Origin of the sequence: Pseudoduganella violaceinigra DSM 15887 (assembly GCF_000425385.1) — a bacterium.
GTDB classification, from domain to species: Bacteria; Pseudomonadota; Gammaproteobacteria; order Burkholderiales; family Burkholderiaceae_D; genus Rugamonas; species Rugamonas violaceinigra.
The window spans coordinates 457,899-481,497 of sequence record NZ_AUDI01000001.1 but is presented as its reverse complement, the minus strand read 5'-3'; the positions used below and the strand labels follow the sequence as shown (position 1 = coordinate 481,497).

The following is a 23,599-nucleotide window of genomic DNA, read 5'->3' as shown; positions in this document are numbered from 1 at the left end:
ATGCTGAATGTTGCAATGAAAGCGGCGGCGCTGCTGGCCTGCTGGGCCGCGCCGCAGGTGGCGCTGGCCGCCGAAAGCGCCAGCCCGGCCCAGAGGCTGGCGGTGATGAGCGTGGAAGCGACGCCGGCGCGCCTGGTGCAGTACGCGGCGCAGGGCGACGGCAATGTGGTAGGGCTCTTGCTGCAGGCCGGGGTCGATGTCAACGCCGCCGACCCGGTGCGCCAGGTCAGCGCGCTCCATAATGCGGCGGCGCAGGGCCATCTCGAATTGATGAAAAAGCTGCTGGCGCAGGGCGCCCAGCCCGATGCCGCCGATTGGCGCGGCACCACGCCGCTGATCACGGCCGCTTATTATGGCCAGCTGGAGGCGGCGCGCCTGCTGCTGCAGCGCGGCGCGGCCGTCAACCAGGTGTCGAAGGAAGGCATGACGCCGCTGGTGGCGGCCGTCTACAGCGGCAAGGATGCCATGGTGGACCTGTTGCTGGCGCATGGCGCGTCGCCCGCCCTGCCGGCGGAAGGCGAGCGCCCGCTGGCGGTGGCGCAGCGCGCCCAGCGCAGCGCCATGAGCGCCGCGTTGCAGCGCCAGTCAGTGGGAGGCGGCCAATGAGCGCGCCACTGCATACACTTTGCGCGCGCGCTGCGCTGGTGCTGTTTGCCTGCTGCGCGGCACCGGCGGCGCTGGCCGCGGCCAGCGCCTTGATCATGCCGGCCGACAGCGCCGGCGCCGCGGCAACGCCGCCCTACGATCCGGCCGTCTTCGGGCCGTCGGCAGCGGCGGAGCAAGAGGCCGCGCGCATCGTGCAAGCGTGGCAAAGCGAGCCGGTGACGCTGCCCTGGACCTCCCTGGCCTTGAACCGCATCGTCAAACACAAGGGCTCGCCGACCCGCTCGGCACGCGGCCTGGCGCTGACCCATGTGGCGATGTACGACGCCTGGCAGCTGGCGCCCGATGCGCTCAGCCGCAAGGTGGCGGTGTCGACGGCGGCCAGCAAGGTGCTGGCCTACTGGTTCCCGGCCGAGGAGCATGGCTTCGACCGCATCCTGGCGGCAGTCCTCAAGCAATCGGGCATCACGCCGCAGCAGGCCGCGCGCGGCCTGGCCATCGGCAGCGAAGTGGCGCGGCGCGCGCTGGCCCATGGTGAGGCCGACGGCGCGGCACGCGGCTGGGACGGCGTGCGCCTGCAATGGTATGGCGAAGGCCGCTACTACGGCCCCGGCGCCTGGACGCCGACCCCGCCATATTTCTATTACCCGCCGGACGAACCATTCGCCCCCGGCTGGAAAACCTGGATGCTGGAAAACCCGTCGCAGTTGCGTCCGACGCCGCCGGCCTTCGGCTCGGAGCGTTTCGTGCGCGACCTGCAGGAGCTGGTCGACATCCAGAAAAACCTGACGCCGGAGCAGTTGCGCATCGCCCGTTTCTGGGTCGATGGCAGCGGCAGCGTCACCCCGCCCGGCCACTGGAACCAGATCGGCCAGGACCTGGTGCGGCAATACAAGCTGGACGACGCCGCGACCGCCAAGCTGTTCGCCATGCTCAATGTGGCGCTGGCCGACACCTTCATTGCGGTGTGGGACACCAAATACCACTACTGGACGGCGCGCCCGGTGAGCATGGCCAAGACCGTGCTGGGCGTGGAGTTGAAGCCCGCCATCCTGACCCCGCCTTTCCCGTCCTATGTGTCGGGGCACGCGGCCTTCAGCGGCGCCAGTGCGCGCATCCTGGGCGCCGTCTTCCCGCAGGAAGCATCCAGACTCGATGCGCTGGCGCTGGAAGCGGCAACCTCGCGCATGTATGGCGGCATCCACTACCGCCATGACAATGAGGACGGGTTGTTGCTAGGGCGGGCGGTGGCCAGCATCGTGCTCAAGAAACTCAACTAAAGCAGCAGGGCACCCGCGGGTGCCCTTTTTTACCTCTCGCAGCCGTAGGCGCCGGCGGCCGCGCATCCCCAGCGATTGCTCGCATAAATAGTCACGCATATTCACATTTAAATAATGTTGACGATTTAATATATTTTAAGGAGAATCGTCGGGCGATTTTCTATCGCGCCGACATTTCCTGAATAAATATTAATATGAAAGGGACTTAAATGCTTACACTCAAAAAAACGCTGGCCATCGCATTATTCGGCATCGGCGCCGGCGCCTCGTTCGCGGCCATGGCCTATCCCGGCTATGAGACCTGCTACGGCTACCGCGAAGCATGTGTTTTCGACGGCAATGAAGATGCTTGCGTGCTCTTTAATAAGAGCCATTGCGACCATTACTTTTATCCGTTTTAAATCGCGAAAGGCGGTATTTCATGTTGAGATTTAAAAAGGGCATGGCCCTGGCCTTATTTGCGGTCGGCTTGGGCGCCGGTGCCAGCGCATGGGCGGCACACTATGCCACCTACGAACAATGCGTCGACTGGATCAACCAATGCCGTGAAGGCGATGTCAACGCCTGCAATGCCTTCGACGCCGGCCAATGCTGGCGCTACGACGGCTATTGAGCAGTCACTGCGGTCGTGTTGTAGCTGTTCATTTCTTATAAAAAACGGAGATAGACAAGATGAAAAAAGCGATTATTGCAGTCGTGGCGCTGGCCAGCTTGGCGGCTGCAGGCTACTCGTATGCACGGCCAAGCTACGGCCGGTCCTATGAATACTACGATGCCCAGGGCGTGCAAATCGGCGGCGCGGAATTCAGCTGCAACGCCCAATGGTTCTACTGGGGCGATACGAGCGGCACCAAAGTGCTGGTCGAGACCTATCCCTGCTACTAGAGTCCGACCGGCGTCGACAGCACGATGCAGGACCATGGGCGCCATTGGCGCCCTTTCCATTTATTGGTCGCCAACATCATCGATTTGCAATGAATGTACCCGGCTGCTGCGCATCGTTGCGACCAGGACATTGCGCCCCCGTCGCCAGCCAACAGCTTAACCTGCCAGCCGCGCCAAGCGTTCCGCTTCGGCGCGCACGGCGGCCTGCAATTCGGGTGGCCCTTCAATCGTGAAATCGCAATTCAGCGACGCCAGCAGGCGCGCAAACCAGGTATAGCTGGTGGTGGTGGTCTTTAGCCGTACGCCGCCTTCCACGGCGGCCAGCGGGCCGATGTAGCGGCCCACTTCGCGCGCCGCGCCAGCCAGGTCGGTGTGCAGCAGCACTTGCACGGGCAGGGGGCGGGGCAGGGTGGCCATGGCGTGCTGCAACTGGGCGGCGGCGTCGAAGCTGTCGGGCTTGTCAAACACCGCGCCGGTTTCCAGCACATTGGCAATGCGGTCCAGGCGAAAGGAGCGGATCGCCAGCCGCAGCCGGCACATCCCCACCACATACCAGCGCGTATGGCTGAACACCAGGCCGTAAGGATCGAATTCGCGCTGCATCGCCTCGCCCTCCTGCGGCGTGTAGCGGAAGCGCACGCGGTGCTGGGTCTGGGCCGCCAGCGCCAAGGCCGTCAGCTCGCCGGTCAGGGCCGGGCGGGCGGTGCCGGCATGGGCCCAGCGCTGTTCGGGCGTATCGAGCACGGCGGTTTCGCGCAGGGCCTGCACGCTGCCTTGCAAGGCGGGCGGCATCACGCGCTCCAGCTTGGCCTGGGCGCTGGCGACCGACGGCGCGGTGTCGGCCAGGCGCAGCGAACGCACCGCCATCAAGCCCAGCGCCACGGCGGACGCCTCGTCATTCGTGAACATCAGCGGCGGCAGCTTGAAGCCGGGCACCAGCATATAGCCGCCATAGCGGCCGCGCTCGGCCGTGATCGGGATCCCCAGCTCTTCCAGCATGGCGATATAGCGGCGCAAGGTGCGGCGGTCGATGCCGAGGCGCTCGGACATCTCGGCGCCCGAAATCTGGCGCTGGCTTTGCAGCAATTCGAGGATGGATAGGGCTTTGACGGCGGGTTTTGACATGATGTGGCAATGATTGCACGAAATCAGGGCGGATATTGTCCTATATTGATCGGACAATGCCTCATCTCCCAACAAGAAGAATGAGGCAAGCAAATGGAAACCATCCTGTACCACGGCGCACCGCAGGGCTGTGCATTTGGCGCGATCGTCGCCCTGGAATGGCTATGCCGGCCGTATCGCCTGGTGCAGGTCGATCTGCCGGGCATACAGGTGCCGGTGCTGCAATCGGGCGGCAAGCTGCTGCGCGATTGCCGCGGCATCCTGCGCCATATCGGCCAGCAGCGCCGCCGCCTGCTGGGCTACCGGGCCGGCACGGCGGAAGCACGCAAGCTCGACACCCTGCTCGACTACCTGCACGAAGGCTTCAGCGCCGGCCCGGCGCGCATGGCGCAAGCCTGTGCCGTGCTGGACGAGGTGCTGGGCGGGCAGGAATGGCTGGATGGCAGCAAGCGCACCGTGGCCGACGCCTGCCTGGTGGGGGCGGTACGCTGGGCGCAGCGCGAAGCGGGCCTGGAGCTCACGGCCTATCCGGCGTTGCAGCGCCATGTGGCCGAGTTGCACGCCGACCCGGCAGTCTTCTTTGCCGACGCCATCGAAACCCAGCGCCCGGCCGTCAGCAGCGGCCGCTACCTGGGCAGCGCCAGCGCGCCCGGCACGTTCCCGCTTGCAGCGTAAAAGCCACGGCTTTTATTTCAGGAGGCGCTAGCGCCGAAGATGGCGTCCCATAGTTGGCGCACGTGGGCGGCGTGGTGGGCGGCTTTGTCGGGTGCTACGCGCGACTGGTCCTGGCCTTGCAGGCGCAGCTGGTGCTGCCATTTGCGCATGTCGCGGTAGGCGTCGGCGACGGCGCCGGCCAAGGCGGCGTCGACCAGGCCCAGCTCTGCGGCCAAGTGCAGCAGGGCGATATTGCCGATATTGCCGGTCAGTTCCGGATAGTGGGCGGCATGCTGCAGCACCAGGTATTGCACGATGAATTCGATATCGATCATGCCGCCTTCGTCCTGCTTGAGGTCGAACAAGTCGCTGCGCTTGGGGCGGGCGTCGCGCATCTTCTGGCGCATGGCCAGCACTTCCTGCTTCAGCGCCGCGGCGTCGGGCCTCTCCTTGCGCAGCACCTGGCAGCGAATTTGCTCGAAGCGCTGGCCGATGGCGGCGTCGCCGGCGCAGAAGCGGGCCCGCGTCAGCGCCTGGTGTTCCCACAGCCAGGCCGAGGCGTGCTGGTATTTCTCGAACGCGCCGATGCTGGAGACCAGCATGCCGCTGGCGCCGTCGGGCCGCAGCGCGGTGTCGATGTCGAACAGGATGCCGGCCGAGGTGTGCGAGGTCATCCAGGTGATGAAGCGCTGCGCCAGCTTGGCGTACAGGCCGGGCGCGTCCTGGTCCTCGTCGTCGAACAGGAAGATCACGTCGAGGTCGGAGACATAGCCCAGTTCCTTGCCGCCCAGCTTGCCGTACGCGATGACGGCGAATTTCGGTACCTCCAGGTGGCGCTTGGCCACGGTCTGCCAGGCGGCCTGGATGACGGCGGCCACGATCACGTCGGCCAGGGCGCTCAGGTGGTCGGCCAGTTTTTCCACCGTCAGCGAGCCGGCCAGGTCCTGCGCCAGCAGGTGGAACAGCTGGGCGTGGTGCACCTCGCGCAGGATGTCGAGCTGGCGTTCGGTGTCGCCGTCGGCGGTGGCCAGCTGGCGCTCCAGTTCCCCGGCGGCGGCGGCCGGGTCGAACACGGCACTGAGGATACGGTGGTCGAGCAGTTCGTCCAGCAGGATCGGGTGCTGGGTCAGGAATTTGGCGGCCCAGCCGCTGGCGTGCATCATGGTGATGACGCGCTCCAGGGTATGCGGGTATTCGGTCAGCAGCGACAGGTAGGAGGAGCGGCGCGAAATCGCTTCCAGGAAGTCGAGCAGGCGGCCCAGCGTGGCGAGCTGCTTGCCGGCGCTATTGCGTTCGGCGGCCCGGGCGATCTGCGGCAGGGCGGCGTTGACCAGGGCCACCAGGCGCTGGCGGCTGGCGTCGGGCAGACTGGCCAGCTTGGGCGCCTGCCAAGTGGCGATCAGGCGCTGGGCGGCGGCGGCCGGGTCGTCGTAGCCCAGGCTGGCGAAGCGCGCCTCGATGGCTTCGCGGTTGTCCGGATCGGCGCAGGCATTGCTGGTGGCGGGGTCGACGTCCTCGCTGCCGTTGCCGCTCTTGTCGGCGAAGATGGCGTCGAATTGCTCGGCCACATACTGGCGGTGCGCAGCCATCTCGGCCAACAGTGTGGCCACGTCGGGCAGGCCCATCATGTGCGCCACAGCCAGGCGGTCGTCTTCTTTGGGCGGCAGGGTGTGGGTCTGGGCGTCGTCGATGTATTGCAGGCGGTGTTCCAGATTGCGCAGGAAGGTGTAGGCCTGCAGCAGGCGCGCTACCACGTCGGCGCCCAGCAGGCCCTTGTCCGGCAGCTGGCGCAGGGTGGCGCGGGTGGCGCGGCCGCGCAGTTCCGGGTCGCGCCCGCCGCGGATCAGCTGGAAGACCTGGGCCAGGAATTCGATTTCGCGGATGCCGCCGCGCCCCAGCTTGACGTTGTGGCTGCGTTCCGGGTGCAGCCTTTCCTGGCGCGCCACTTCGGCGCGGATCTGGGCATGCATGGAGCGGATGGCGTCGATCACGCCGAAGTCGAGGTAGCGGCGGAAGCAGAACGGACGCACGATGGCCTCCAGCGCCTGGATGTCCTCGGCGCGGCCGGTCACGGCGCGCGCCTTGACCCAGGCGTAGCGTTCCCATTCGCGGCCCTGCACGATCAGGTAGTTTTCCACCATGCCCAGGCTGGCCGCCAGCGGGCCGGACGCGCCGTTCGGGCGCAGCGCCATGTCGACGCGGAAGGTGAAGCCGTCTTCCGTGATTTCCGCAATGGCGGCGATCAGCTGCTTGCCCAGGCGGACGAAGTATTCATGGTTGGACAGCTGGCGCTGGCCGGGACCGGCCGCCGTGTCGCCATCCTCCGGGTAGACGAAGATCAGGTCGATATCGGAGGAGACATTCAGTTCGCCGCCGCCGCCCTTGCCCATGGAGAGCACGATCAGCTGCTGTTCCAGCCCCGATTCGGCGCCGATGGGCGCGCCATGCGCCTGGCGCATGGCCGCGTCCAGTTCGGCCAGGTGGGTCTGGATCGCGAAATCGGCCAGCCTGGTCATGGTGCTGACCACTTCGTCCAGGTCGGCCCGTCCTTCCAGGTCGCGCCGGATCAGGCTGGCCAGCAGCAGATTGCGCAGGCGGCGCATGCCGCGCCCCAGCGGCAGCTCACCCCGTTCGGCGGCCAAAACCTCGGCAAAATCGAGCGAGGCAAGCGATAATTGCGCCAAAGCATCAACTTTGGCCTGGCGGGCGGGGTCGGCGGCCAGCCAGCGCTGGTAGAAGCGGGACGCGGAAACGAGGGCAGTGGAGCTCATTGACAGGTGTGAGAGAGTGTAAAAAGCATGTGAAAGCGTGCTTATTGGAACATAGTTTAACGGGGCGGTGCGGTAAAATGCTGGTTTGATAAAGGCTTGGCTTGAGCGTATTGAAGGACAACCTGGTAGAGCAGATCGAGGCAGTCGAGGCCCCGCTCAAAGAGCGCTGGCATCGCCTGCAGGCCGCCTATCGCTTCTGGAACCGGGCCACCCACCATGTGCTCGGTTTTACCGTTAAGCTGGTGCTGCTGCTGTACTTTGCCTTCACCCTCCTGTTCCTGGCGCTGCGCTGGGTGGTGCTGCCGCATATCGACCATTACAAGCCGGAGATCGAGCAACTGGCCAGCCGTGCGGTCGGCCAGCCGGTGACCATCGACCGCATCTATGCCTCATGGAAGGGGCTGCGCCCGCAGCTGATCCTGGGCGACGTGGTGATGCGCGATGCGCAAGGCCAGGCGGCGCTGCACCTGCCCACCGTCTCGGCCACCCTGTCCTGGTGGAGCGTGCCGGCCGGCGGCCTGCGCTTCGAATCGCTGGAATTCCACCGGCCCCAGGTCGATGTGCGGCGCGAGGCGGACGGCCGGCTGTTCGCGGCCGGCATCTATCTCGACCTCGACAAGAAGGGCGACGGCAAGAGCGCCGACTGGCTGCTGTCGCAGCGCGAGGTGGTGGTGCGCGACGGCCGCATTACCTGGACCGATTTGCAGCGCGGCAGTCCTCCCCTGCAGTTCGACAATGTCACGGCCCTGATGCTGAACCAGTGGCGCCGCCACCAGTTTGCCTTCAAAGCCACGCCGCCGGCGGCGCTGGCCGCGCCGATCGATGTGCGGGCCGATTTCAGCCACCAGCCGTTTACCCGCGTGGCCGATGTCAAACAGTGGAAGGGCGAGGTCTACGCCGAATTGCGCCAGGCCGACCTGGCGGCCTGGAAACCTTACCTGCCGCGCACCATCGAGGTGAAGTCGGCCAGCGGCGGCGTGCGCGCCTGGCTCGCGCTCGACCATGCGCATCCGACCGCCGTCACGGCCGATGTGGCACTGGACAATGTGGTGGCCATCCTCGGCCGCGACCTGCCGCAGCTGGACGTGGCCGCCCTGCGCGGCCGGGTGGCAGCCAGCGAACAACAATCGGCGACCCTGGTAGTCGTGCCGGGCGCGCCGCCGGCCGTCACGCGCGCGCTGGCGCTGACCGATGTCTCGCTGCGCACCCGCGATGGCGTCGAGCTGGCGCCCACCACGGCCTCGGCGCGCCGCGTGACCGCTGCCAATGAAGCGGCCTGGACCGAGGTGAAGGCGGCCGCCCTGGATTTGAAGATCCTGTCCGAACTGGCGACCCGCCTGCCGCTGCCGCCGGCGCAGCGCGACTTGCTGGCGGAGGCGGCGCCGCGCGGCCGGGTGCGCAACCTGGTGGCCGAATGGCGCGGCCCGCTGCCGGCGCCCACCGATTACAAGCTCAAGGCCGACCTGGACGGGCTCGGCATGGAGCCGCTGGCGGCGCGCCCCGCCGTGGCGCGTTCGGCCAAGGCGCTGCCGATGCCGGCGCTGCCCAACATCCCCGGATTCGAAAACCTGAGCGGCCACGTGGAAGCGGGCGAGCAGGGCGGCAGCGTGGCCCTGGACGCGCCCGGCTTCACCCTGGCCATGCCGGCCTGGTTCGACGACGCGCCGATGGGCTTCGAGCAGTTCAAGCTGAACGGTAGCTGGTCGCTGGCCGAGGCCCGGCAACTGGCCGTCAAGCTCGAGCAGCTGGACCTGGTGCAGGACGGCATGCAGCTCAAGCTGGCCGGCAGCCATGTGCTGCCGCGCGGCCCCGGCGCCAAGGGCCTTGGCGTGTCCGATTTCAGCGGCAGCATCGACGGCTTCAGCATCAACCATATCGGCCGCTACCTGCCGAAGCAGACGCCGGAACACACCCGCCGCTGGCTGGTGGGGGCGCTGGAAGAGGGCAGCCTGCATGAGACCACGTTGCGCCTGCGCGGCGAACTGGCGCATTTCCCCTTCAAGGAGGGCTCGCCCGACAAGGCCAAGGGCGAGTTCCGGGTCGCCGGCCACATCCTGGATGGCCGCTTGAACTACGTGCCGGGCTATGTCGCCAAGGATGGCAAGTCGCCCGTCTGGCCGCTGGCGGAAAAGATCCGCGGCAGCATCGTCTTCGACCGCGCGCGCATGGAGATCAAGGCCGACACCGCGCTGACCCAGGGCATTGCGCTGAGCAATGTGAAGGCGGTACTGCCCGACCTGAGCAGCCACGACAGCGTGCTGGAAATTGACGGCAATGCCGCCGGCCCGATGCAGGAATTTCTCAAATACGTCAGCGCCAGCCCGGTGCTCGACTGGATCGGCCGCTTCACCGAGGAAACCACGGGCAGCGGCAACGCCAGGCTGGCGCTGAACCTGCAGCTGCCGCTGGCCCACATCATCGACGCCAAGGTGCAGGGCGCCCTGCAATTGCAGGGCAACGATGTGGTGCTGTGGCACGATATGCCGACCGTGGCCGGCGCCACCGGCAAGATCGAATTCAATGAAAAAGGCGTCAACCTGAACAATCTGGCCGGCACCCTGCTGGGCGGTCCGCTGTCGGTGACGGGCGGCAGCCAGAAGGAAGGCGGCATCGTGGTGCGCCTGGGCGGCACGGCGACGGTCGATGGCTTGCGCAAGCAATACCCGTTCTCCGCCACCCAGCGCCTGGCCAACCACCTGGGCGGCAGCGCGAAGTTCACCGGTCTGGTGACGGTGCGCGACCACAAATACGAGGTGGCGATCGATTCGGCCATGCAGGGCGCCAGCCTGGATTTCCCGGCGCCGCTGAAAAAGGCCGCGGCCGATGCCCTGCCGCTGCACTTCCAGCTAAATGGCGGCGGCGCCAATGAACAAGGCGTGGCGCGCGATGAAATCCGCGTCACCCTGGGCAATGCCTACGCGGCGCGCTACCACCGCCAGCGCGTCGCCAAGGGCGGCTGGAAACTGCTCAACGGCGGCATCGGCGTCAATCTGCCGGCGCCGGAACCCGATAGCGGGATGATGATCAATGCCAGCCTGAAGTCGCTCAATGTGGATGACTGGATCGAACTGGCAACGGAGATTGCCGGCAGCGAGAGTAAACCGCCCGCGGCGGCGGGCGCCGGCGAAGGCAGCGACATCGCGCAGTATGTGGTGCCGGATACCATGGCGGCGCGGACCGCCGAACTGGTCGTGGGCGAACGCAAGCTCGACAACGTGGTGGTGGGGACCACCCGCAGCAACGGCGTCTGGCAGGCCAGCATCGATTCGCAGCAGGCGGTGGGCTATGTGACCTGGAACGAATCGGCCAGCGGCAAGGGCGTGGGCAAGGTGACGGCGCGCCTGTCGTCGCTGATCATCCCGGAATCGCAGGCGGCGGCGGTCAAGGATCTGCTGGAAGGCTCGAGCAATGCGCCGACCATCCCGGCGCTGGACATTGAAGTGCAGCAGCTGGAATGGTTCAACCGCCCGCTCGGCCAGCTCGAGCTGCATGCCTACAATGCCCTGGTCACCTCGGCCCGCGAATGGCGCATCAGCAAGCTGTCGCTGATCAACGCCGACGGTGAATTCAATGCCACCGGCCGCTGGCAAACCCGGGAGGGCCAGCACAACACGGCCCTGAACTTCAATATGGATATCCACAATGCCGGCAAGCTGCTGGAGCGCCTGGGCTTTGCCGATACGCTGCGCAATGGCAAGGGCAAGCTGAGCGGGGATATCGCGTGGAAGGGCCTGCCTTACCACCTCGACCTGCCCAGCCTGTCCGGCACGGTGGCGATGAATGTGGAGAAGGGCCAGTTCCTGAAGCAGGATCCGGGCGCGGCCAAGCTGCTGGGCGTGCTGAGCCTGCAGGCCCTGCCGCGCCTGCTCAAGCTCGATTTTGCCGACGTGTTCTCGGAAGGCTTGCAGTTCGATGGCATCACGGCGAACGCCACCATCAACCATGGCATCGTGAAGACCGACAATTTGAAGATGCATGGCGTGCAGGCCACGGTGCTGATGGACGGCACGGCCGACATCGCCAATGAATCGACCAATCTGCGCGTGGTGGTGATCCCGCAGGTCAACCTGGGTACCGCGCCGCTGGTGTATGCGCTGGCGGTCAATCCGGTGATCGGCCTGGGCAGCTACCTGGCGCAGCTGTTCCTCAGTGCGCCGGTGATGAAGGCGCTGACCTACCAGATGCAGGTGACCGGGCCGTGGAAGGCGCCGAGCATCACCAAAATCGAGAACGCCAAGGAGCCGGCACCATGAGCAAAGTCGCTGCAATCCAGATGGTTTCCACCCCTGTCGTGGAACAGAATATCGCCACCGCCCGCCGCCTGGTCGGCGCTGCGGCGGCCAAGGGGGCGCAGCTGGTGCTGTTGCCCGAATACTGGGCCATCATGGGCATGAGCGACAGCGACAAGGTGGGCAAGGCCGAGCCGCTGGGCCAGGGGCCGATCCAGGACTGCATGTCCGCCATGGCGCGCGAACACGGCATCTGGCTGCTGGGCGGCACGCTGCCGCTGGCCTCGAACGACCCCGAACGGGTCATCAATACCACCCTGGTCTACGATCCGCAGGGCCAGCATGTCGGCCGTTACGACAAGATCCACCTGTTCGGCTTCAGCAAGGGCAGCGAATCCTATGACGAGGCGCGCACCATCGTGCCGGGCAAGAGCGTGGGCACGGTCGAGACGGCCGTGGGCAAGGTCGGCATGTCGGTCTGCTACGACCTGCGCTTCCCCGAGCTGTACCGCGCCATGGGCCCGCTCGACCTGATCGTGGTGCCGGCCGCCTTTACCTACACCACCGGCAAGGCGCACTGGGAAATCCTGCTGCGCGCGCGCGCCATCGAAAACCAGTGCTATGTGCTGGCGGCGGCGCAGGGCGGCAGCCATGTCAATGGCCGCCGCACCTGGGGCCATTCGATGCTGGTCGACCCCTGGGGCGAGATCAAGGCGGTGCTGGCCGAAGGCGAGGGCGTGGTGGCCGGCGAGCTGGATCCGGCCTTCGTGCACGGCGTCCGCGAAAGCCTGCCTGCACTGAAACACCGAATCCTCTAAAATCCGGCTAAGAACCTCACCATAACAAGATTCCAACATGAAACCATTCGACCCCAACCTCTCTGCCATGGCGGCGGCCAAGGACATCCTGCTGACGCCATTCGGCCTGGACGAAGGCAAGCTGCTGAAAGCACTGGGCAGCATGTTTACCCACAAGGTCGACTACGCCGACCTGTACTTCCAGTTCACCAAGAACGAGGGCTGGAGCCTGGAAGAAGGCATCGTCAAGACCGGTTCCTTCTCGATCGACCAGGGTGTCGGCGTGCGCGCCGTATCGGGCGAGAAGACGGCCTTTTCCTATTCCGACGAAATTTCCGAAGCGGCCCTGCTGGAAGCGGCCGCCGCCACCCGCACCATCGCCCGCGCCGGCGCCGGCAAGGTCAAGGTGGCCGGCAAGATGACCCCGGTCGGCGGCCGTTCCCTGTACATGCCGCACGATCCGCTGGTGTCGCTGGATGCGGCCGCCAAAGTCAAGCTGCTGGAGCGCGTGGAAAAGATGGCGCGCGCCAAGGACCCGCGCGTGGTGCAGGTGATGGCCGGCCTGGCCGGCGAATACGATGTGGTGCTGGTGGTGCGCAGCGACGGCGTGCTGGCGGCCGATATCCGTCCCCTGGTGCGCGTCTCGGTGACCGTGATCGTGGAACAGGATGGGCGGCGCGAAGTCGGCTCCTCCGGCGGCGGCGGCCGCTACGACTACGGCTACTTCAGCGACGCCCTGCTGGACCAGTACGCCACCGATGCCGTCAAGTCGGCCCTGGTCAACCTCGATGCGCGCCCGGCCCCGGCCGGCCCGATGACCGTGGTGCTGGGACCGGGCTGGCCGGGCATCCTGCTGCACGAAGCCATCGGCCATGGCCTGGAAGGCGACTTCAACCGCAAGGGCTCCTCGACCTTCTCCGGCCGCATCGGCGACCGCGTGGCGGCCAAGGGCGTCACCGTGGTCGACGACGGCACCCTGGCCAACCGCCGCGGCTCGCTGAATATCGACGACGAAGGCAACCCGACCCAGTGCACCACCCTGATCGAAGACGGCGTGCTGAAGGGCTATATCCAGGACACGATGAATGCGCGCCTGATGAAGATGAATGTCACCGGCAACGCACGGCGCGAATCGTTCGCCCACCTGCCGATGCCGCGCATGACCAATACCTATATGCTGGGCGGCGACCAGGATCCCGGTGAAATCCTGGCGTCGGTGAAGAACGGTATTTATGCCGTGAACTTCGGCGGCGGCCAGGTCGACATCACCAACGGCAAGTTCGTGTTCTCGGCCAGCGAGGCCTACATGATCGAGAACGGCAAGGTGAGCTACCCGGTCAAGGGCGCCACCCTGATCGGCAACGGTCCCGACGTGATGAACCGCATCACCATGATCGGCAACGATATGAAGCTCGACCCGGGTGTGGGCGTCTGCGGCAAGGAAGGGCAGAGCGTGCCGGTCGGCGTCGGGCAGCCGACACTGCGGCTGGACGGAGTGACCGTCGGCGGGACCGCCTGATAAGAAAAGCCGCTGTTTGCCAGCGGCTTTTTTTTCCTCGTTCTGTCGGATAACCTTATACGTGATATGGTTATCCATCGCCGATCGGCGCTGCCAGCTCGTATTTCGTCGTCCCCCAACTGAACGTCAATTTCACCGGCAACGGCGCCGCTCGCTTGCTCGCCAGCCTTGCTTCATGACCGGCTTGCGCACCGATATCCAGTACACCTCGACCTACATTCCCGGTGCCCGTGGCGATGCCAAGCTCGACACGACGGCAAATCTCAGCGCCCCGGGGCGTACTGGACCTGATGTGCACGGAAGTACTCGCATTCCTGGCCGCGCGCCGCCGCCAACAGCGTTGATGCCTCGCTTGCAATAGCTGTTAACTGTTGCTATAGTGGGTCGAAACGAAGGGAACTCACCATGCTTTTGCACTACTTTACCGGCTTTTTTTACTTTAGCAATTCCAACCCAAAGGCGGTGGAGTAGCGGCCGGTTCACGTAGCAGCAAGCGCGAGATCCCAGCAGATACCAATACAAACCGCCAGAAATGGCGGTTTTTTTTTAATTGATCCAGGAGAGAAACTATGCAACGTACCGACGACCTGCGCATTCGTGAAATGAAGGAGCTGACGCCGCCGTCGCACCTGATCCGCGAATTTCCCTGCACCGAAGCGGCATCCACCACGGCTTCCGCAGCGCGCGTCGCCCTGCATCGCATCCTGCACGGCCAGGACGACCGCCTGATGGTGGTGGTCGGGCCATGCTCGATCCACGACCCGAAAGCGGCGATGGAATATGCCCAGCGGCTGGCCCCGCTGCGCGAGCGCCTGAAGGGGGATCTGGAGATCGTGATGCGCGTCTACTTCGAAAAGCCGCGCACCACCGTGGGCTGGAAGGGCATGATCAACGACCCGTACATGGACAACAGCTTCCGCATCAACGATGGCCTGCGCATGGCGCGCGAACTGCTGCGCGACATCAATGAACTGGGCCTGCCGGCCGGCACCGAATTCCTCGACGTGATCAGCCCGCAGTACATTGCCGACCTGATTTCCTGGGGCGCGATCGGGGCCCGCACCACCGAGTCGCAGGTGCACCGCGAACTGGCGTCCGGCCTGTCCTGCCCGGTGGGCTTCAAGAACGGCACCGACGGCAATACCAAGATCGCGGTGGAAGCGATCAAGGCCGCCTCGCAGCCGCACCACTTCCTGTCGGTGACCAAGGGCGGCCACTCGGCCATCGTCTCGACCAACGGCAACGAGGACTGCCACATCATCCTGCGCGGCGGCAAGACCCCGAACTACGACGCGGCCAGCGTGGAAGACGCCTGCAAGGCGATTTCCGGCCATGGCCTGGCGGCGCGCCTGATGATCGACGCCTCGCACGCCAATTCCTCGAAGAAGCCGGAGAACCAGGTGCCGGTATGCGCCGACATCGCCGGGCAGATTGCCGGCGGCGACACGCGCATCGTCGGCGTGATGGTGGAGTCGCACCTGGTGGCCGGCCGCCAGGACCTGGTGCCGGGCAAGGAGCTGACCTACGGCCAGTCGATCACCGACGGCTGCATCGACTGGGACACCAGCGTGCAGGTGCTGGAGAACCTGGCCGCCGCCGTGCGCCAGCGCCGCCTGCAGGGCGAATAAACCCGCCTTTGCAATAAAAAATCCCGGCAGGTGCGAACCTGCCGGGATTTTTTTATGGGCGCTACCTGCTTAGAACTTGTAGGAAGCGCTCAGGTAGAACTGGCGGCCCAGTGCCGACGAGTACGACGGGTTGTAGCCCACCTGGTGCGAACCGGTGTTGCGCAGGCTGAACGGCGGGTTGCGGTCGAACAGGTTGAGGATGCCGCCGGTCAGTTCCACGTTCTTGGCCGGACGGTATACCGACTGCAGGTCGAAGGTGGTGTAGCTCGGCACGCGCAGGGTGATGGCATAGCATTCGCCCGGCTGGCCGGCGACGATCACGGCGCAGCCGTCCAGGGTCTGTTCCTTGTCGGTGTAGCCGTTGCGGTAGCTGGCGCCCAGGGTGTGGGTCCAGTTGGCTTGCTCATAGCTGGTCGAGGCGCGCAGCACGTGGCGGAAGCTGACTTTGTCGTCCGAACCGTAGCGGTTCAGGCTGCTTTCCCACTGGTCGTCGGTGCCCGGCGTGGTGAAGCGCGAGCGCAGCATCCAGGTGCCGGACAGGCGGCTGGTCAGCTTGCCGTCGAACAGCCTGGTCTTGTGGGTGAAGTCGTAGTCCAGGCCTTGCTTTTCCATCTTGCCGATATTGATCGGCAGCAGTTTCACGGCCAGCACGTCCTTGCCGGTCGAGCTGATGTGCTTGGTGGTGAACAGATTGGCGTACTTGGCCGGGTTGGCGAAGATCAGGCCTTCGGAAACATCGGTCACCTGGTCGCGCACTTCCACATTCCACAGGTCGAACGACATGGACAGGGAATCGAGCGGCGCAAACACGGTGCCGATGCTCCACTGCTTGGATTTTTCCGGCTTCAGCTCAGGATTGCCGCCGCGGAAGGCTTCGAACTGCTGGCGCACGACGCCGTTACAGTAGGAGGCCAGCGGGTGGCCGGCCATGTCGCCGGTCAACGGGCACTGGTAATTGCCGCCCGTGACACCCCAGTCTTCCAGCGGGCCGGCGATTTGCTGCATGGTGGCGGTGCGGAAGCCGGTGCCGGCCGCTGCGCGGAACAGCAGGTTCTTGGCGGCGGTGTACTTGGCGCTGAGTTTCCAGGTGGCGGCGTTTTCCTTATTGCCAACGGTCTGGCCAGTGAGCTTATTGTCAATCGCGCTGATCTGGTCATAGCGTGCCGAGCCGGTCACCTCCAGCGTTTTGCTGACGGGCATCACCAGTTCGCTGTAGGCGCCGAAGTTGTCGCGCGCATAGGAGCTGTCCACTTGCGGGTTGTCGAACAGGATGGCGCCGGTCCTGGCCACGTCGGAGCGGTTCATCTTGTAGGAGGTGTTGCGGAAGTCGGCGCCCACGCCGATCTGGGCCGCGCCGCCCGGCAGCTGGAACGCTTCGCGCGAGGCGCGGGCATCCCAGCCCTTCATTTCCACGGTCTGGGTGTCATAGGTGCCCGAGAAGCCGGTGGCCAGCAGGGTGTCGCGCATGGTCTGCGGCATCTCGCCCAGGCCGTAGGCGAACGGGTCGAAGCCGGCGTCGACCGCAGCCTGGAACTTGTCGGCCAGCGGGAAGCCGCTGACATATTTCTGGGTCTGCTTGTTCTTGGACCAGGTCAGGGCGCTGTTCACGTCCCAGCCGGCGATCGCACCGTCCACGCCTGCCACCAGGTGGGTTGCCTTGGTGCCGTAGTCGTAGACACGGTTGCCCATTTCATACAGGCGGTACTTGGCGACGACCGAGGTGGCGCCGGCATCCTGCTCGGCGGTCAGGTTCGGCTGGATGTACTTGTTGTACAGGGCAGAACCCTTGGTGATCGAAAAGTCGGCAGGGTAAGGGGCGATGGCGGCGACGATCTTGGCGCCGGTGTAGGCCATGTCATAGAAGGCCCTGAAGCCGGTCTTGCCCAGCTTCACGCTGCCGGAGGAGAACAGGGAATCGCGCTGCGATTTCGGATTGATTTCGATGGTCGAGGCGCTGTCGAAGTAGCAGTTGCCGTCGCCGTAGAAGTCGGCGTTGACGGCGGCGCACTTGCCGCCGTGGGCCAGCGCGTATGGGTTCAGGTTGACCGTCTTTTCCACCGGTTTGCCGGTTTTCGGATCGATCTCGCTGGAGTCGTAGGTCACGCCGGCGTTGGCGGGCAGGGCGCGCGAAGAGCCGTTGATGAATTGCAGCTGTTTGCCGTTGGCCGGGTCGCTGAAGTTGACGATGCCGGATTTGGCGAAGGCGCGCTGGGACGCCTTCAGCTGCTTCTGCTCGTCGTGGCTGACCGAGAAGAAGACGCTGTAGCCGTCTTCGTCGATATCGCCGAAGCCCTTGCTCAGGGAGATGGCGTTGCTGGCGCCGCCGCTTTCCTGCGGACGCGAGTACTTGGCGTTGATTTCCCAGTCGGTGGCGCCTTTTTTCAGGATGAAGTTGACCACGCCGGCGATGGCGTCGGAGCCGTACAGGGCGGAAGCGCCGTCGGTCAGCACTTCCACGCGTTCGATGGCCGACAGCGGGATGGAGTTCAGGTCGATGGTGGTGCCGGAGTTGGATGGCGCGACGCGGCGGCCGTTCAGCAGCACCAGGGTGTAGGCCTCGCCGATATCGTGCAGGGAGGCGGTGGTCACGCCGCCGCCGCCGCCGCCGACCGAGTCGGCCGCCACGGAGAAGCCCTGCATCGCCGGCATTTGCTGGATGAAGTCGGTGACCGTGGAGACGCCGGACTTCTTGATGTCTTTCTGGCTGAACGACTGCACCGGCAGCGACGATTCGGCGGCGAGGCGCTTGATGCTCGAGCCGGTGATTTCCACGCGCTGCATCGGTGCTTCCTGGGCAAAGGCGGTGGCGCTGCTGATTGCCAGGCTGCCGGCGAACATGACGCGCAGGGAGCGCGCCAGGACTTTCTCAATAACCATTGCTGAACATCTCATTTTTGAATAAAGGGAGGCATATATGACCACCGGCAAGCATGCATAGCAATGTGATATTGTTAATTCGAAACAAATTGAAACAAATAAATGTTTGGGTAGCCGGGAATGGCGGGCTGGCAGGGCGTTGAGTGTTGGATATGCGCCACAAGCAGGCATGGCTGCCGCACCCGCGCAAAAAAAAACGGCACCGAAGTGCCGTTTTTCAGGGATACAACTAAGGCGATTAGAAGAACTTGTACTGCGCGCCCACTTTGAAGTAGCGGCCGATCGCGCCGGAAGCGTCCATCGGGTTGAAGGAGATGCCGCCATAGGTCAGGGGATCCAGCGGCGCAACCTTGTCGAACAGATTGGACACGGAAGCGAACAGGGTCAGCTGCTTGCTGTAGTTCCAACGGCCGGACAGGTCAACCGTGGTGAACGAAGCCAGTTTGCAACCGTTCGGCGCCGGGGTGCCGTCAGCCAGCTTGCTGGCGCACAGGTCGCCTTCAAACTTGATGTTCTTCATGCTGTCGCGGTAGTTGACCGCGGTCGACAGGTTGAACTGGCTGATGTCCCACGATGCGGTCAGGCTGCCCTTGTTCTTCGGCGTACCGGCGCAGTTCGAGGTATCGCAGTTGCCATGGGTGCCGGCGAACTGGTACTTCAGGGTGTCCGATTCCGCGCGCAGCCAGGACGCGACGTGGGTCCAGTTCAGGCCGATGGTCGCACGGCCATAGTCGCCCAGGCGCAGGCGCTGTTTCACGTCGAAGTCCACACCCGACACCTGGGTGTAGGACGAGTTGCGGTAGGCGCCGGCCAGCACCAGCAGGGTGCCCGAATTCGGGATCACGACGCCGTTGCCGTCCTTCAGGTTGTTGTCGTTACGCACGGCGTTCGGGTTCAGCGCCGCTTCGGCATAGGACACCGGGTTGATCTCGTTGGAGCGCTTGATCTTCCAGCCGTCGATCGCCAGGCTCAGGTCCTGGATCGGATCCCAGACCATGCCCAGGGTATAACCCTTGGATTTTTCCGGTTCCAGGTTCGGGTTGCCGATCTTGATCGCTTGCACGTTGATCGAGCAGTCATTGGACGACGCGCCAGGAGCCGCGGTGCCGTTCGGGCAGCGGATCGGGTCACGCACCGGAGCGCTGCCGACCGCCTGGGACAGCGGGTTGTTTTCCGCTGCCGACGGGGCACGGAAGCCTTCCGAGTAAGTGCCGCGCAGGGCGAAGGATTTGGCCGGGGTCCACTTCAGGCCCAGTTTCGGGGTGGTGGAGTTGAAGTGGTCGTACTTGTCGTAACGTACGGCGCCGGTCACTTCCACGCCTTTCCACACTGGGGCCAGAGCTTCCACGTACAGCGCGGAAACCTTGTTTTCGCCGAAGGCGGCGGTGTAGGACGAGTTGATGGTGCCGTCTTCGGTGCCGCTCAGGCTCGGGTTGGACAGCTTCTCGCGGCGGTGTTCGCCGCCGATCGCCAGACCCATGGCGCCGCCAGGCAGCTGGAACAGTTCGCGCGAGGCCTTGAAGTCGACGATGTCGAGTTTGGTGGTCGAGTGCGAAGTGGCCGTGGTGCGGATGGCGTCATACATGGCCTGCGAGTTCTTGCCAGCCTGGGCGCCGATATAGTACGGGTTGGTGGTGCTGCCCAGCGCTGCCTTCAGCGCCTTCATGTTCAGCATATTGGTCCACTCCAGGTCCAGCGCGGACTGCGAGTGGGTGAAGCCGGTTTCCCAGTCCCAGCCGGCATTGCTGCCCTTCAGGCCGACGACGAAGCGCTTGAAGGTGTTGTCGGCGGTGCGGGTGCTGGCGCCCACGTCCCATGCCGAGTAGCGCACGCGGGTGGCCACGCCGTACGGGTTTTGCGGATGGTTGGCCGCCATCTGGATGGTCGAACCGTAGTTGATGATCTGGTTCGGTCCGCCGTTCGCGCCTGGGAACACCACGGTGCTGGAGGACGCGCCCGGGGTCAGGGTGAAGGACGCCTTGCGGTCGGAGTAGCCCAGTTCGGTGTATGCCTGCAGGTCAGGATTGATCTGCCAGGTGCCGCGGGTGTACAGGTTGATGCCTTCGACGGACGGCAGCATGGAGCGGAACTTGTCCTGGTACCACAGGCAGCCGCCAGCCGGATCTTTCGGCGTCACGTTGGAGAACTGGTCGCAGCCTGGCAGGGAAACGTACTGGCCGGTGGCTGGGTTCAGCAGGGAGCCGGCCGGGCTGGCGGAGGCGGCGCCGTTGGTGATGTAGCCGTTGGCGAACTGGGTCGCCAGCGGGTAGCCGTATGGGCGCAGGTCGCCGTGGCCGATCCAGTCGCGGTCGTTGCGCGCGGAGGCGGCCAGCTTGTCGTTCTGGCTGTATTCGGCGTTGACGACCCAGTTGAACTTGTCTTCGTCCAGGTTGCCCATGCCCCAGGACAGGGAAGCTTTGTTCTGCTTGGCGTCGTCGTAGCGCGACCAGCCGGTCTCGCCCTTGAATTCCAGGCCGGTGAAGTCCTTGCGCAGGATGATGTTGACCACGCCGGCGATCGCATCGGCGCCGTACAGCGAGGAAGCGCCGTCCTTCAGCACTTCGATGCGCTCGACGATGTTCATTGGTACCGAGGACAGGTCGGTAAAGCTCTTCTGGCCGTCGTCGGCACGGGCGAACGGTGCCATGCGGCGGCCGTTCAGCAGGACCAGGGTCGAGGTCGCGCCGAGGCCGCGCAGGGAGATCGCGGTGGAGCCGGCGGCAAAGCCGTTACCGAAGGTGGTCGGCAGGGAGCCTGCGCCGTCGGCGGTCAGGGTCTGCAGGTATTCAGCCACCGTGGTCTTGCCGGACTTGACCAGGTCGTCGCGCGAGATGACCTGGATCGGCGATGCGGTTTCGGCGGATGCGCGCTTGATGCTGGAACCGGTAATCTCAACGCGCTGCAGCGGGGCGTTGGCGGTGTCTTGCGCGAATGCCGGGGCGGCCAGGGTGGCGACCATACCGCTGGCGCATACAATGCGAACGGAACGGGCCATGATTTTTTCCATCATGTTTACTACCTCCAATGTTTTGGTACAAAAGTCGAGCTACAGCTTATTAAATTACTGCTTTGGCGCTCCCATGGAGGAACCATCGCTATATGATTCCACCCGGCAAAGATGAAATCATTCGGGCTAAGATTGCGTCAAATGAAAAGTGGCAGTGGATACAAATTTATGACGATCCGTCTCATTTCGGAAACGTTTTTAAGTGAATTACTTATGTATTAATACTAAGGGTTGCTGATAAAAAAGCATGATGCTGACTTATTTACTGCGCCGCAGCTGGCAGATGCTGCCCACCCTGCTGGGGGTGGTGTTGCTGGTGTTCGTCCTGTTCAATTGGGTGGGCGGCGACCCGGCGTATATTCTGGCCGGCAAGATGTCGGATGCGGCCAGCATCGAGAACATCCGCCGCCAGCTGGGCGTCGACCAGCCCTGGTATGTGCAGCTGGGGATCTTCCTGAAGCAGGTGGCGCGCTTTGATTTTGGCCAGAGTTGGGCGACGGGCGAGGCAGTGTCGGACATCATCGCCAGCCGGCTGGGGCCCTCGCTGACGGTACTGGTGCCGCTGACCGTGCTGGAAACCGTGCTGGGGATCGCGCTGGCGCTGGCGGTCGCCTTCCTGCGCGGCTCGCTGACCGACCGCGTGCTGATGCTGGCCTGCACGGTGGGCATGTCGATTTCCATCCTGGTCTACATCATCGTGTTCCAATACTGGCTGGCCTACAGGGCCGGCCTGTTCCCGGTGCAGGGCTGGGGCGCCGGCTTGCCGGACAACCTGCGCTTTGCCGCGCTGCCGATCCTGATCGGGCTGGCGGTCTCGCTGGCGCCGACCTTGCGCCTGTACCGCAGTTTCATGCTGGACGAAACGGGGCAGGACTATGTGCGCACGGCGCGCGCCAAGGGCCTGTCCGAGCGGCGCGTCATGTGGGTGCATGTGCTGCGCAATGCGGCGATCCCGATCATCACCCATGTGATGGCGGGCCTGCCGGCCATGCTGATCGGGGCTTTCCTGCTCGAGCGTTTCTTCGGCATCCCGGGCATCGGCCGCGAAGTGATCCTGGCGGTGGAGCGTTCCGACTTCCCCGTCATCAAGGCCATCACCGTCTACGTTGCCGTGGCCACCATGGTCTTCAATTTGTTGGCCGACCTGCTGTACCAGGCGGTCGATCCGCGCATACAGCTCAAGTAGCAAGGACAAGGCATGCACGCAATTCATGATTCCGCCGGGCTCTGGCTGCTGGCCTGGCGCCGCCTGCGGGCCGACCGCGTCGCGATGGCGGCGCTGGCCGTGGTCGCGGCATTCCTGCTGCTGCTGGCCGCCTCGGCGTGCGGCCTGGTGGCCGCGGATTGGGAAGAGGAAGTGGCGCTCAACTACGCGCCGCCCAGCTTCATCGCCGCGTCCAGCGCGCCGCAGGCCGGGCCGGCGCCCGCAGGCCAGTTGGCCGCCGGCGCGCCGCCGGCCAATGAATTCGACCCGCTGGCGGACGACCTGCGCGCGCTGCGCGCCACCCTGGGCAAGGCGGTGGCCGAGCCTTCCGCCACGCGCGCCGCCAGCCTGCCCTTCGGCGCCGACAAGTGGGGCCACGATATCGTCAGCAAGACCATCAAGGGCGGCGAAACCTCGATCGTGGTCGGCCTGGCGGCGGCGGTCCTGGCGGTCGGCCTGGGCACGCTGTTTGGTGCTGTGTCAGGCTTTTACGGCGGCCTGGTGGACGATTGTTTCAACTGGTTCTACAACGTGTTCACTTCGATCCCCTCGATCCTGATGATACTGACGGTGGCCGCGGTGCTGCAGCAGAAGGGGGTGTCGACCATCGTGCTGATTCTGGGCCTGACCGGCTGGACCGGGCCGTACCGCCTGATCCGCGCCGAGTACATCAAGCACAAGGCGCGCGAATACGTGATGGCGGCCGACGCCATCGGCGCCGGCGCCTGGCGCAAGATGTTCAGCCATATCTTCCCCAATGTCAGCCACGTGGCCCTGGTGCAGCTGTCGATCCTGGTGGTCGGCTTCATCAAGGCCGAAGTGATCCTGTCTTTCCTCGGCTTCGGCGTGCCGGTCGGGGTGGTGAGCTGGGGCTCGATGCTGAACGAGGCCCAGAATGAACTGGTCCTTGGCAAGTGGTGGCAGCTGGTGGCGGCCGCCAGCGCCATGGCGCTGCTGGTCACGGCCTTCTCCCTGTTCGCCGACGCACTGCGCGACGCCCTCGATCCCAAGGTGAAATGA

The 23,599-nt window shown here is 65.0% G+C and carries 16 protein-coding genes; 12 read left to right on the top strand and 4 right to left on the bottom strand.

The genetic code is table 11. The features are described from left to right. The 5 genes from H597_RS33030 to H597_RS0102285 all read left to right on the top strand — a co-directional run bounded on the left by H597_RS33030 (position 1) and on the right by H597_RS0102285 (position 2,768). Positions 1-606, top strand: a complete 606-nt coding sequence (locus H597_RS33030; protein ID WP_051293464.1) for an ankyrin repeat domain-containing protein — start codon at positions 1-3, stop codon at positions 604-606. Further along, positions 603-1,883 carry a vanadium-dependent haloperoxidase gene (locus H597_RS33025; protein WP_051293463.1) on the top strand — a complete coding sequence of 427 codons (1,281 nt, stop codon included), beginning with the start codon at positions 603-605 and terminating at the stop codon, positions 1,881-1,883. Before H597_RS33030 ends, H597_RS33025 begins: the two co-directional genes overlap by 4 nt. Before the next feature lie 209 nt (positions 1,884-2,092). Next, entirely contained in the window at positions 2,093-2,284 is a 192-nt protein-coding gene (locus H597_RS0102295; RefSeq protein WP_028100699.1) for a hypothetical protein, read from the top strand. A 20-nt stretch (positions 2,285-2,304) separates the two neighbouring features. Beyond that, positions 2,305-2,496 (top strand): hypothetical protein, encoded by a 192-nt coding sequence (locus H597_RS34595; RefSeq protein WP_154667915.1) that lies wholly within the window; start codon positions 2,305-2,307, stop codon positions 2,494-2,496. A gap of 59 nt (positions 2,497-2,555) precedes the next feature. After that, positions 2,556-2,768: a hypothetical protein gene (locus H597_RS0102285; RefSeq protein WP_028100698.1), complete on the top strand. Its 213-nt coding sequence runs from the start codon at positions 2,556-2,558 to the stop codon at positions 2,766-2,768. Positions 2,769-2,924: 156 nt separating this feature from the next. On the opposite strand, the gene H597_RS0102280 is transcribed toward H597_RS0102285, so the two are convergent. Further along, the gene (locus tag H597_RS0102280; protein ID WP_028100697.1) at positions 2,925-3,893 is read right to left on the bottom strand and encodes a helix-turn-helix transcriptional regulator; all 969 of its coding nucleotides are present in this window, start codon (positions 3,891-3,893) and stop codon (positions 2,925-2,927) included. Positions 3,894-3,986: 93 nt separating this feature from the next. Here H597_RS0102280 and H597_RS33020 point away from each other — a divergent pair, with 93 nt between their 5' ends. After that, a complete protein-coding gene (locus H597_RS33020) occupies positions 3,987-4,568 on the top strand; it encodes a glutathione S-transferase family protein (RefSeq protein WP_028100696.1) in 582 nt (193 codons plus the stop codon). Positions 4,569-4,585: 17 nt separating this feature from the next. Here the strand turns inward: H597_RS33020 and glnE are convergent, their stop codons facing one another. Then, positions 4,586-7,324, bottom strand: a complete 2,739-nt coding sequence (glnE, locus tag H597_RS0102270) for a bifunctional [glutamate--ammonia ligase]-adenylyl-L-tyrosine phosphorylase/[glutamate--ammonia-ligase] adenylyltransferase (protein ID WP_028100695.1) — start codon at positions 7,322-7,324, stop codon at positions 4,586-4,588. Between the two features lie 95 nt (positions 7,325-7,419). Between glnE and H597_RS0102265 the strand changes: the two genes are divergently transcribed. The 4 genes from H597_RS0102265 to aroG all read left to right on the top strand — a co-directional run bounded on the left by H597_RS0102265 (position 7,420) and on the right by aroG (position 15,491). Further along, a complete protein-coding gene (locus tag H597_RS0102265; protein WP_229632073.1) occupies positions 7,420-11,571 on the top strand; it encodes a YhdP family protein in 4,152 nt (1,383 codons plus the stop codon). Then, a complete protein-coding gene (locus H597_RS0102260; RefSeq protein ID WP_028100693.1) occupies positions 11,568-12,365 on the top strand; it encodes a carbon-nitrogen hydrolase family protein in 798 nt (265 codons plus the stop codon). Before H597_RS0102265 ends, H597_RS0102260 begins: the two co-directional genes overlap by 4 nt. A gap of 37 nt (positions 12,366-12,402) precedes the next feature. After that, positions 12,403-13,863 carry a metalloprotease TldD gene (gene tldD, locus H597_RS0102255; RefSeq protein ID WP_028100692.1) on the top strand — a complete coding sequence of 487 codons (1,461 nt, stop codon included), beginning with the start codon at positions 12,403-12,405 and terminating at the stop codon, positions 13,861-13,863. 569 nt (positions 13,864-14,432) lie between these two features. Then, on the top strand, positions 14,433-15,491 hold the full coding sequence (aroG, locus tag H597_RS0102250; protein ID WP_028100691.1) for a 3-deoxy-7-phosphoheptulonate synthase AroG: 1,059 nt from the start codon (positions 14,433-14,435) through the stop codon (positions 15,489-15,491). Between the two features lie 69 nt (positions 15,492-15,560). Here the strand turns inward: aroG and H597_RS0102245 are convergent, their stop codons facing one another. Then, entirely contained in the window at positions 15,561-18,368 is a 2,808-nt protein-coding gene (locus H597_RS0102245; protein WP_028100690.1) for a TonB-dependent receptor, read from the bottom strand. Positions 18,369-18,606: 238 nt separating this feature from the next. Beyond that, complete coding sequence (locus H597_RS0102240; protein ID WP_028100689.1) at positions 18,607-21,363, bottom strand: TonB-dependent receptor; 2,757 nt, start codon at positions 21,361-21,363, stop codon at positions 18,607-18,609. A 262-nt stretch (positions 21,364-21,625) separates the two neighbouring features. Here H597_RS0102240 and H597_RS0102235 point away from each other — a divergent pair, with 262 nt between their 5' ends. Continuing rightward, on the top strand, positions 21,626-22,561 hold the full coding sequence (locus H597_RS0102235) for an ABC transporter permease (protein ID WP_028100688.1): 936 nt from the start codon (positions 21,626-21,628) through the stop codon (positions 22,559-22,561). Positions 22,562-22,573: 12 nt separating this feature from the next. Then, complete coding sequence (locus H597_RS0102230) at positions 22,574-23,599, top strand: ABC transporter permease (protein ID WP_028100687.1); 1,026 nt, start codon at positions 22,574-22,576, stop codon at positions 23,597-23,599.

What these genes read in the sequence shown, in the direction of transcription:
- H597_RS33030 (WP_051293464.1), top strand. Translation starts at nt 1, where the DNA reads ATGCTGAATGTTGCAATGAAAGCGGCGGCGCTGCTGGCCTGCTGGGCC.
- H597_RS33025 (WP_051293463.1), top strand. Translation starts at nt 603, where the DNA reads ATGAGCGCGCCACTGCATACACTTTGCGCGCGCGCTGCGCTGGTGCTG.
- H597_RS0102295 (WP_028100699.1), top strand. Translation starts at nt 2,093, where the DNA reads ATGCTTACACTCAAAAAAACGCTGGCCATCGCATTATTCGGCATCGGC.
- H597_RS34595 (WP_154667915.1), top strand. Translation starts at nt 2,305, where the DNA reads ATGTTGAGATTTAAAAAGGGCATGGCCCTGGCCTTATTTGCGGTCGGC.
- H597_RS0102285 (WP_028100698.1), top strand. Translation starts at nt 2,556, where the DNA reads ATGAAAAAAGCGATTATTGCAGTCGTGGCGCTGGCCAGCTTGGCGGCT.
- H597_RS0102280 (WP_028100697.1), bottom strand. Translation starts at nt 3,893, where the DNA reads ATGTCAAAACCCGCCGTCAAAGCCCTATCCATCCTCGAATTGCTGCAA.
- H597_RS33020 (WP_028100696.1), top strand. Translation starts at nt 3,987, where the DNA reads ATGGAAACCATCCTGTACCACGGCGCACCGCAGGGCTGTGCATTTGGC.
- H597_RS0102260 (WP_028100693.1), top strand. Translation starts at nt 11,568, where the DNA reads ATGAGCAAAGTCGCTGCAATCCAGATGGTTTCCACCCCTGTCGTGGAA.
- tldD (WP_028100692.1), top strand. Translation starts at nt 12,403, where the DNA reads ATGAAACCATTCGACCCCAACCTCTCTGCCATGGCGGCGGCCAAGGAC.
- aroG (WP_028100691.1), top strand. Translation starts at nt 14,433, where the DNA reads ATGCAACGTACCGACGACCTGCGCATTCGTGAAATGAAGGAGCTGACG.
- H597_RS0102245 (WP_028100690.1), bottom strand. Translation starts at nt 18,368, where the DNA reads ATGGTTATTGAGAAAGTCCTGGCGCGCTCCCTGCGCGTCATGTTCGCC.
- H597_RS0102240 (WP_028100689.1), bottom strand. Translation starts at nt 21,363, where the DNA reads ATGGCCCGTTCCGTTCGCATTGTATGCGCCAGCGGTATGGTCGCCACC.
- H597_RS0102235 (WP_028100688.1), top strand. Translation starts at nt 21,626, where the DNA reads ATGCTGACTTATTTACTGCGCCGCAGCTGGCAGATGCTGCCCACCCTG.
- H597_RS0102230 (WP_028100687.1), top strand. Translation starts at nt 22,574, where the DNA reads ATGCACGCAATTCATGATTCCGCCGGGCTCTGGCTGCTGGCCTGGCGC.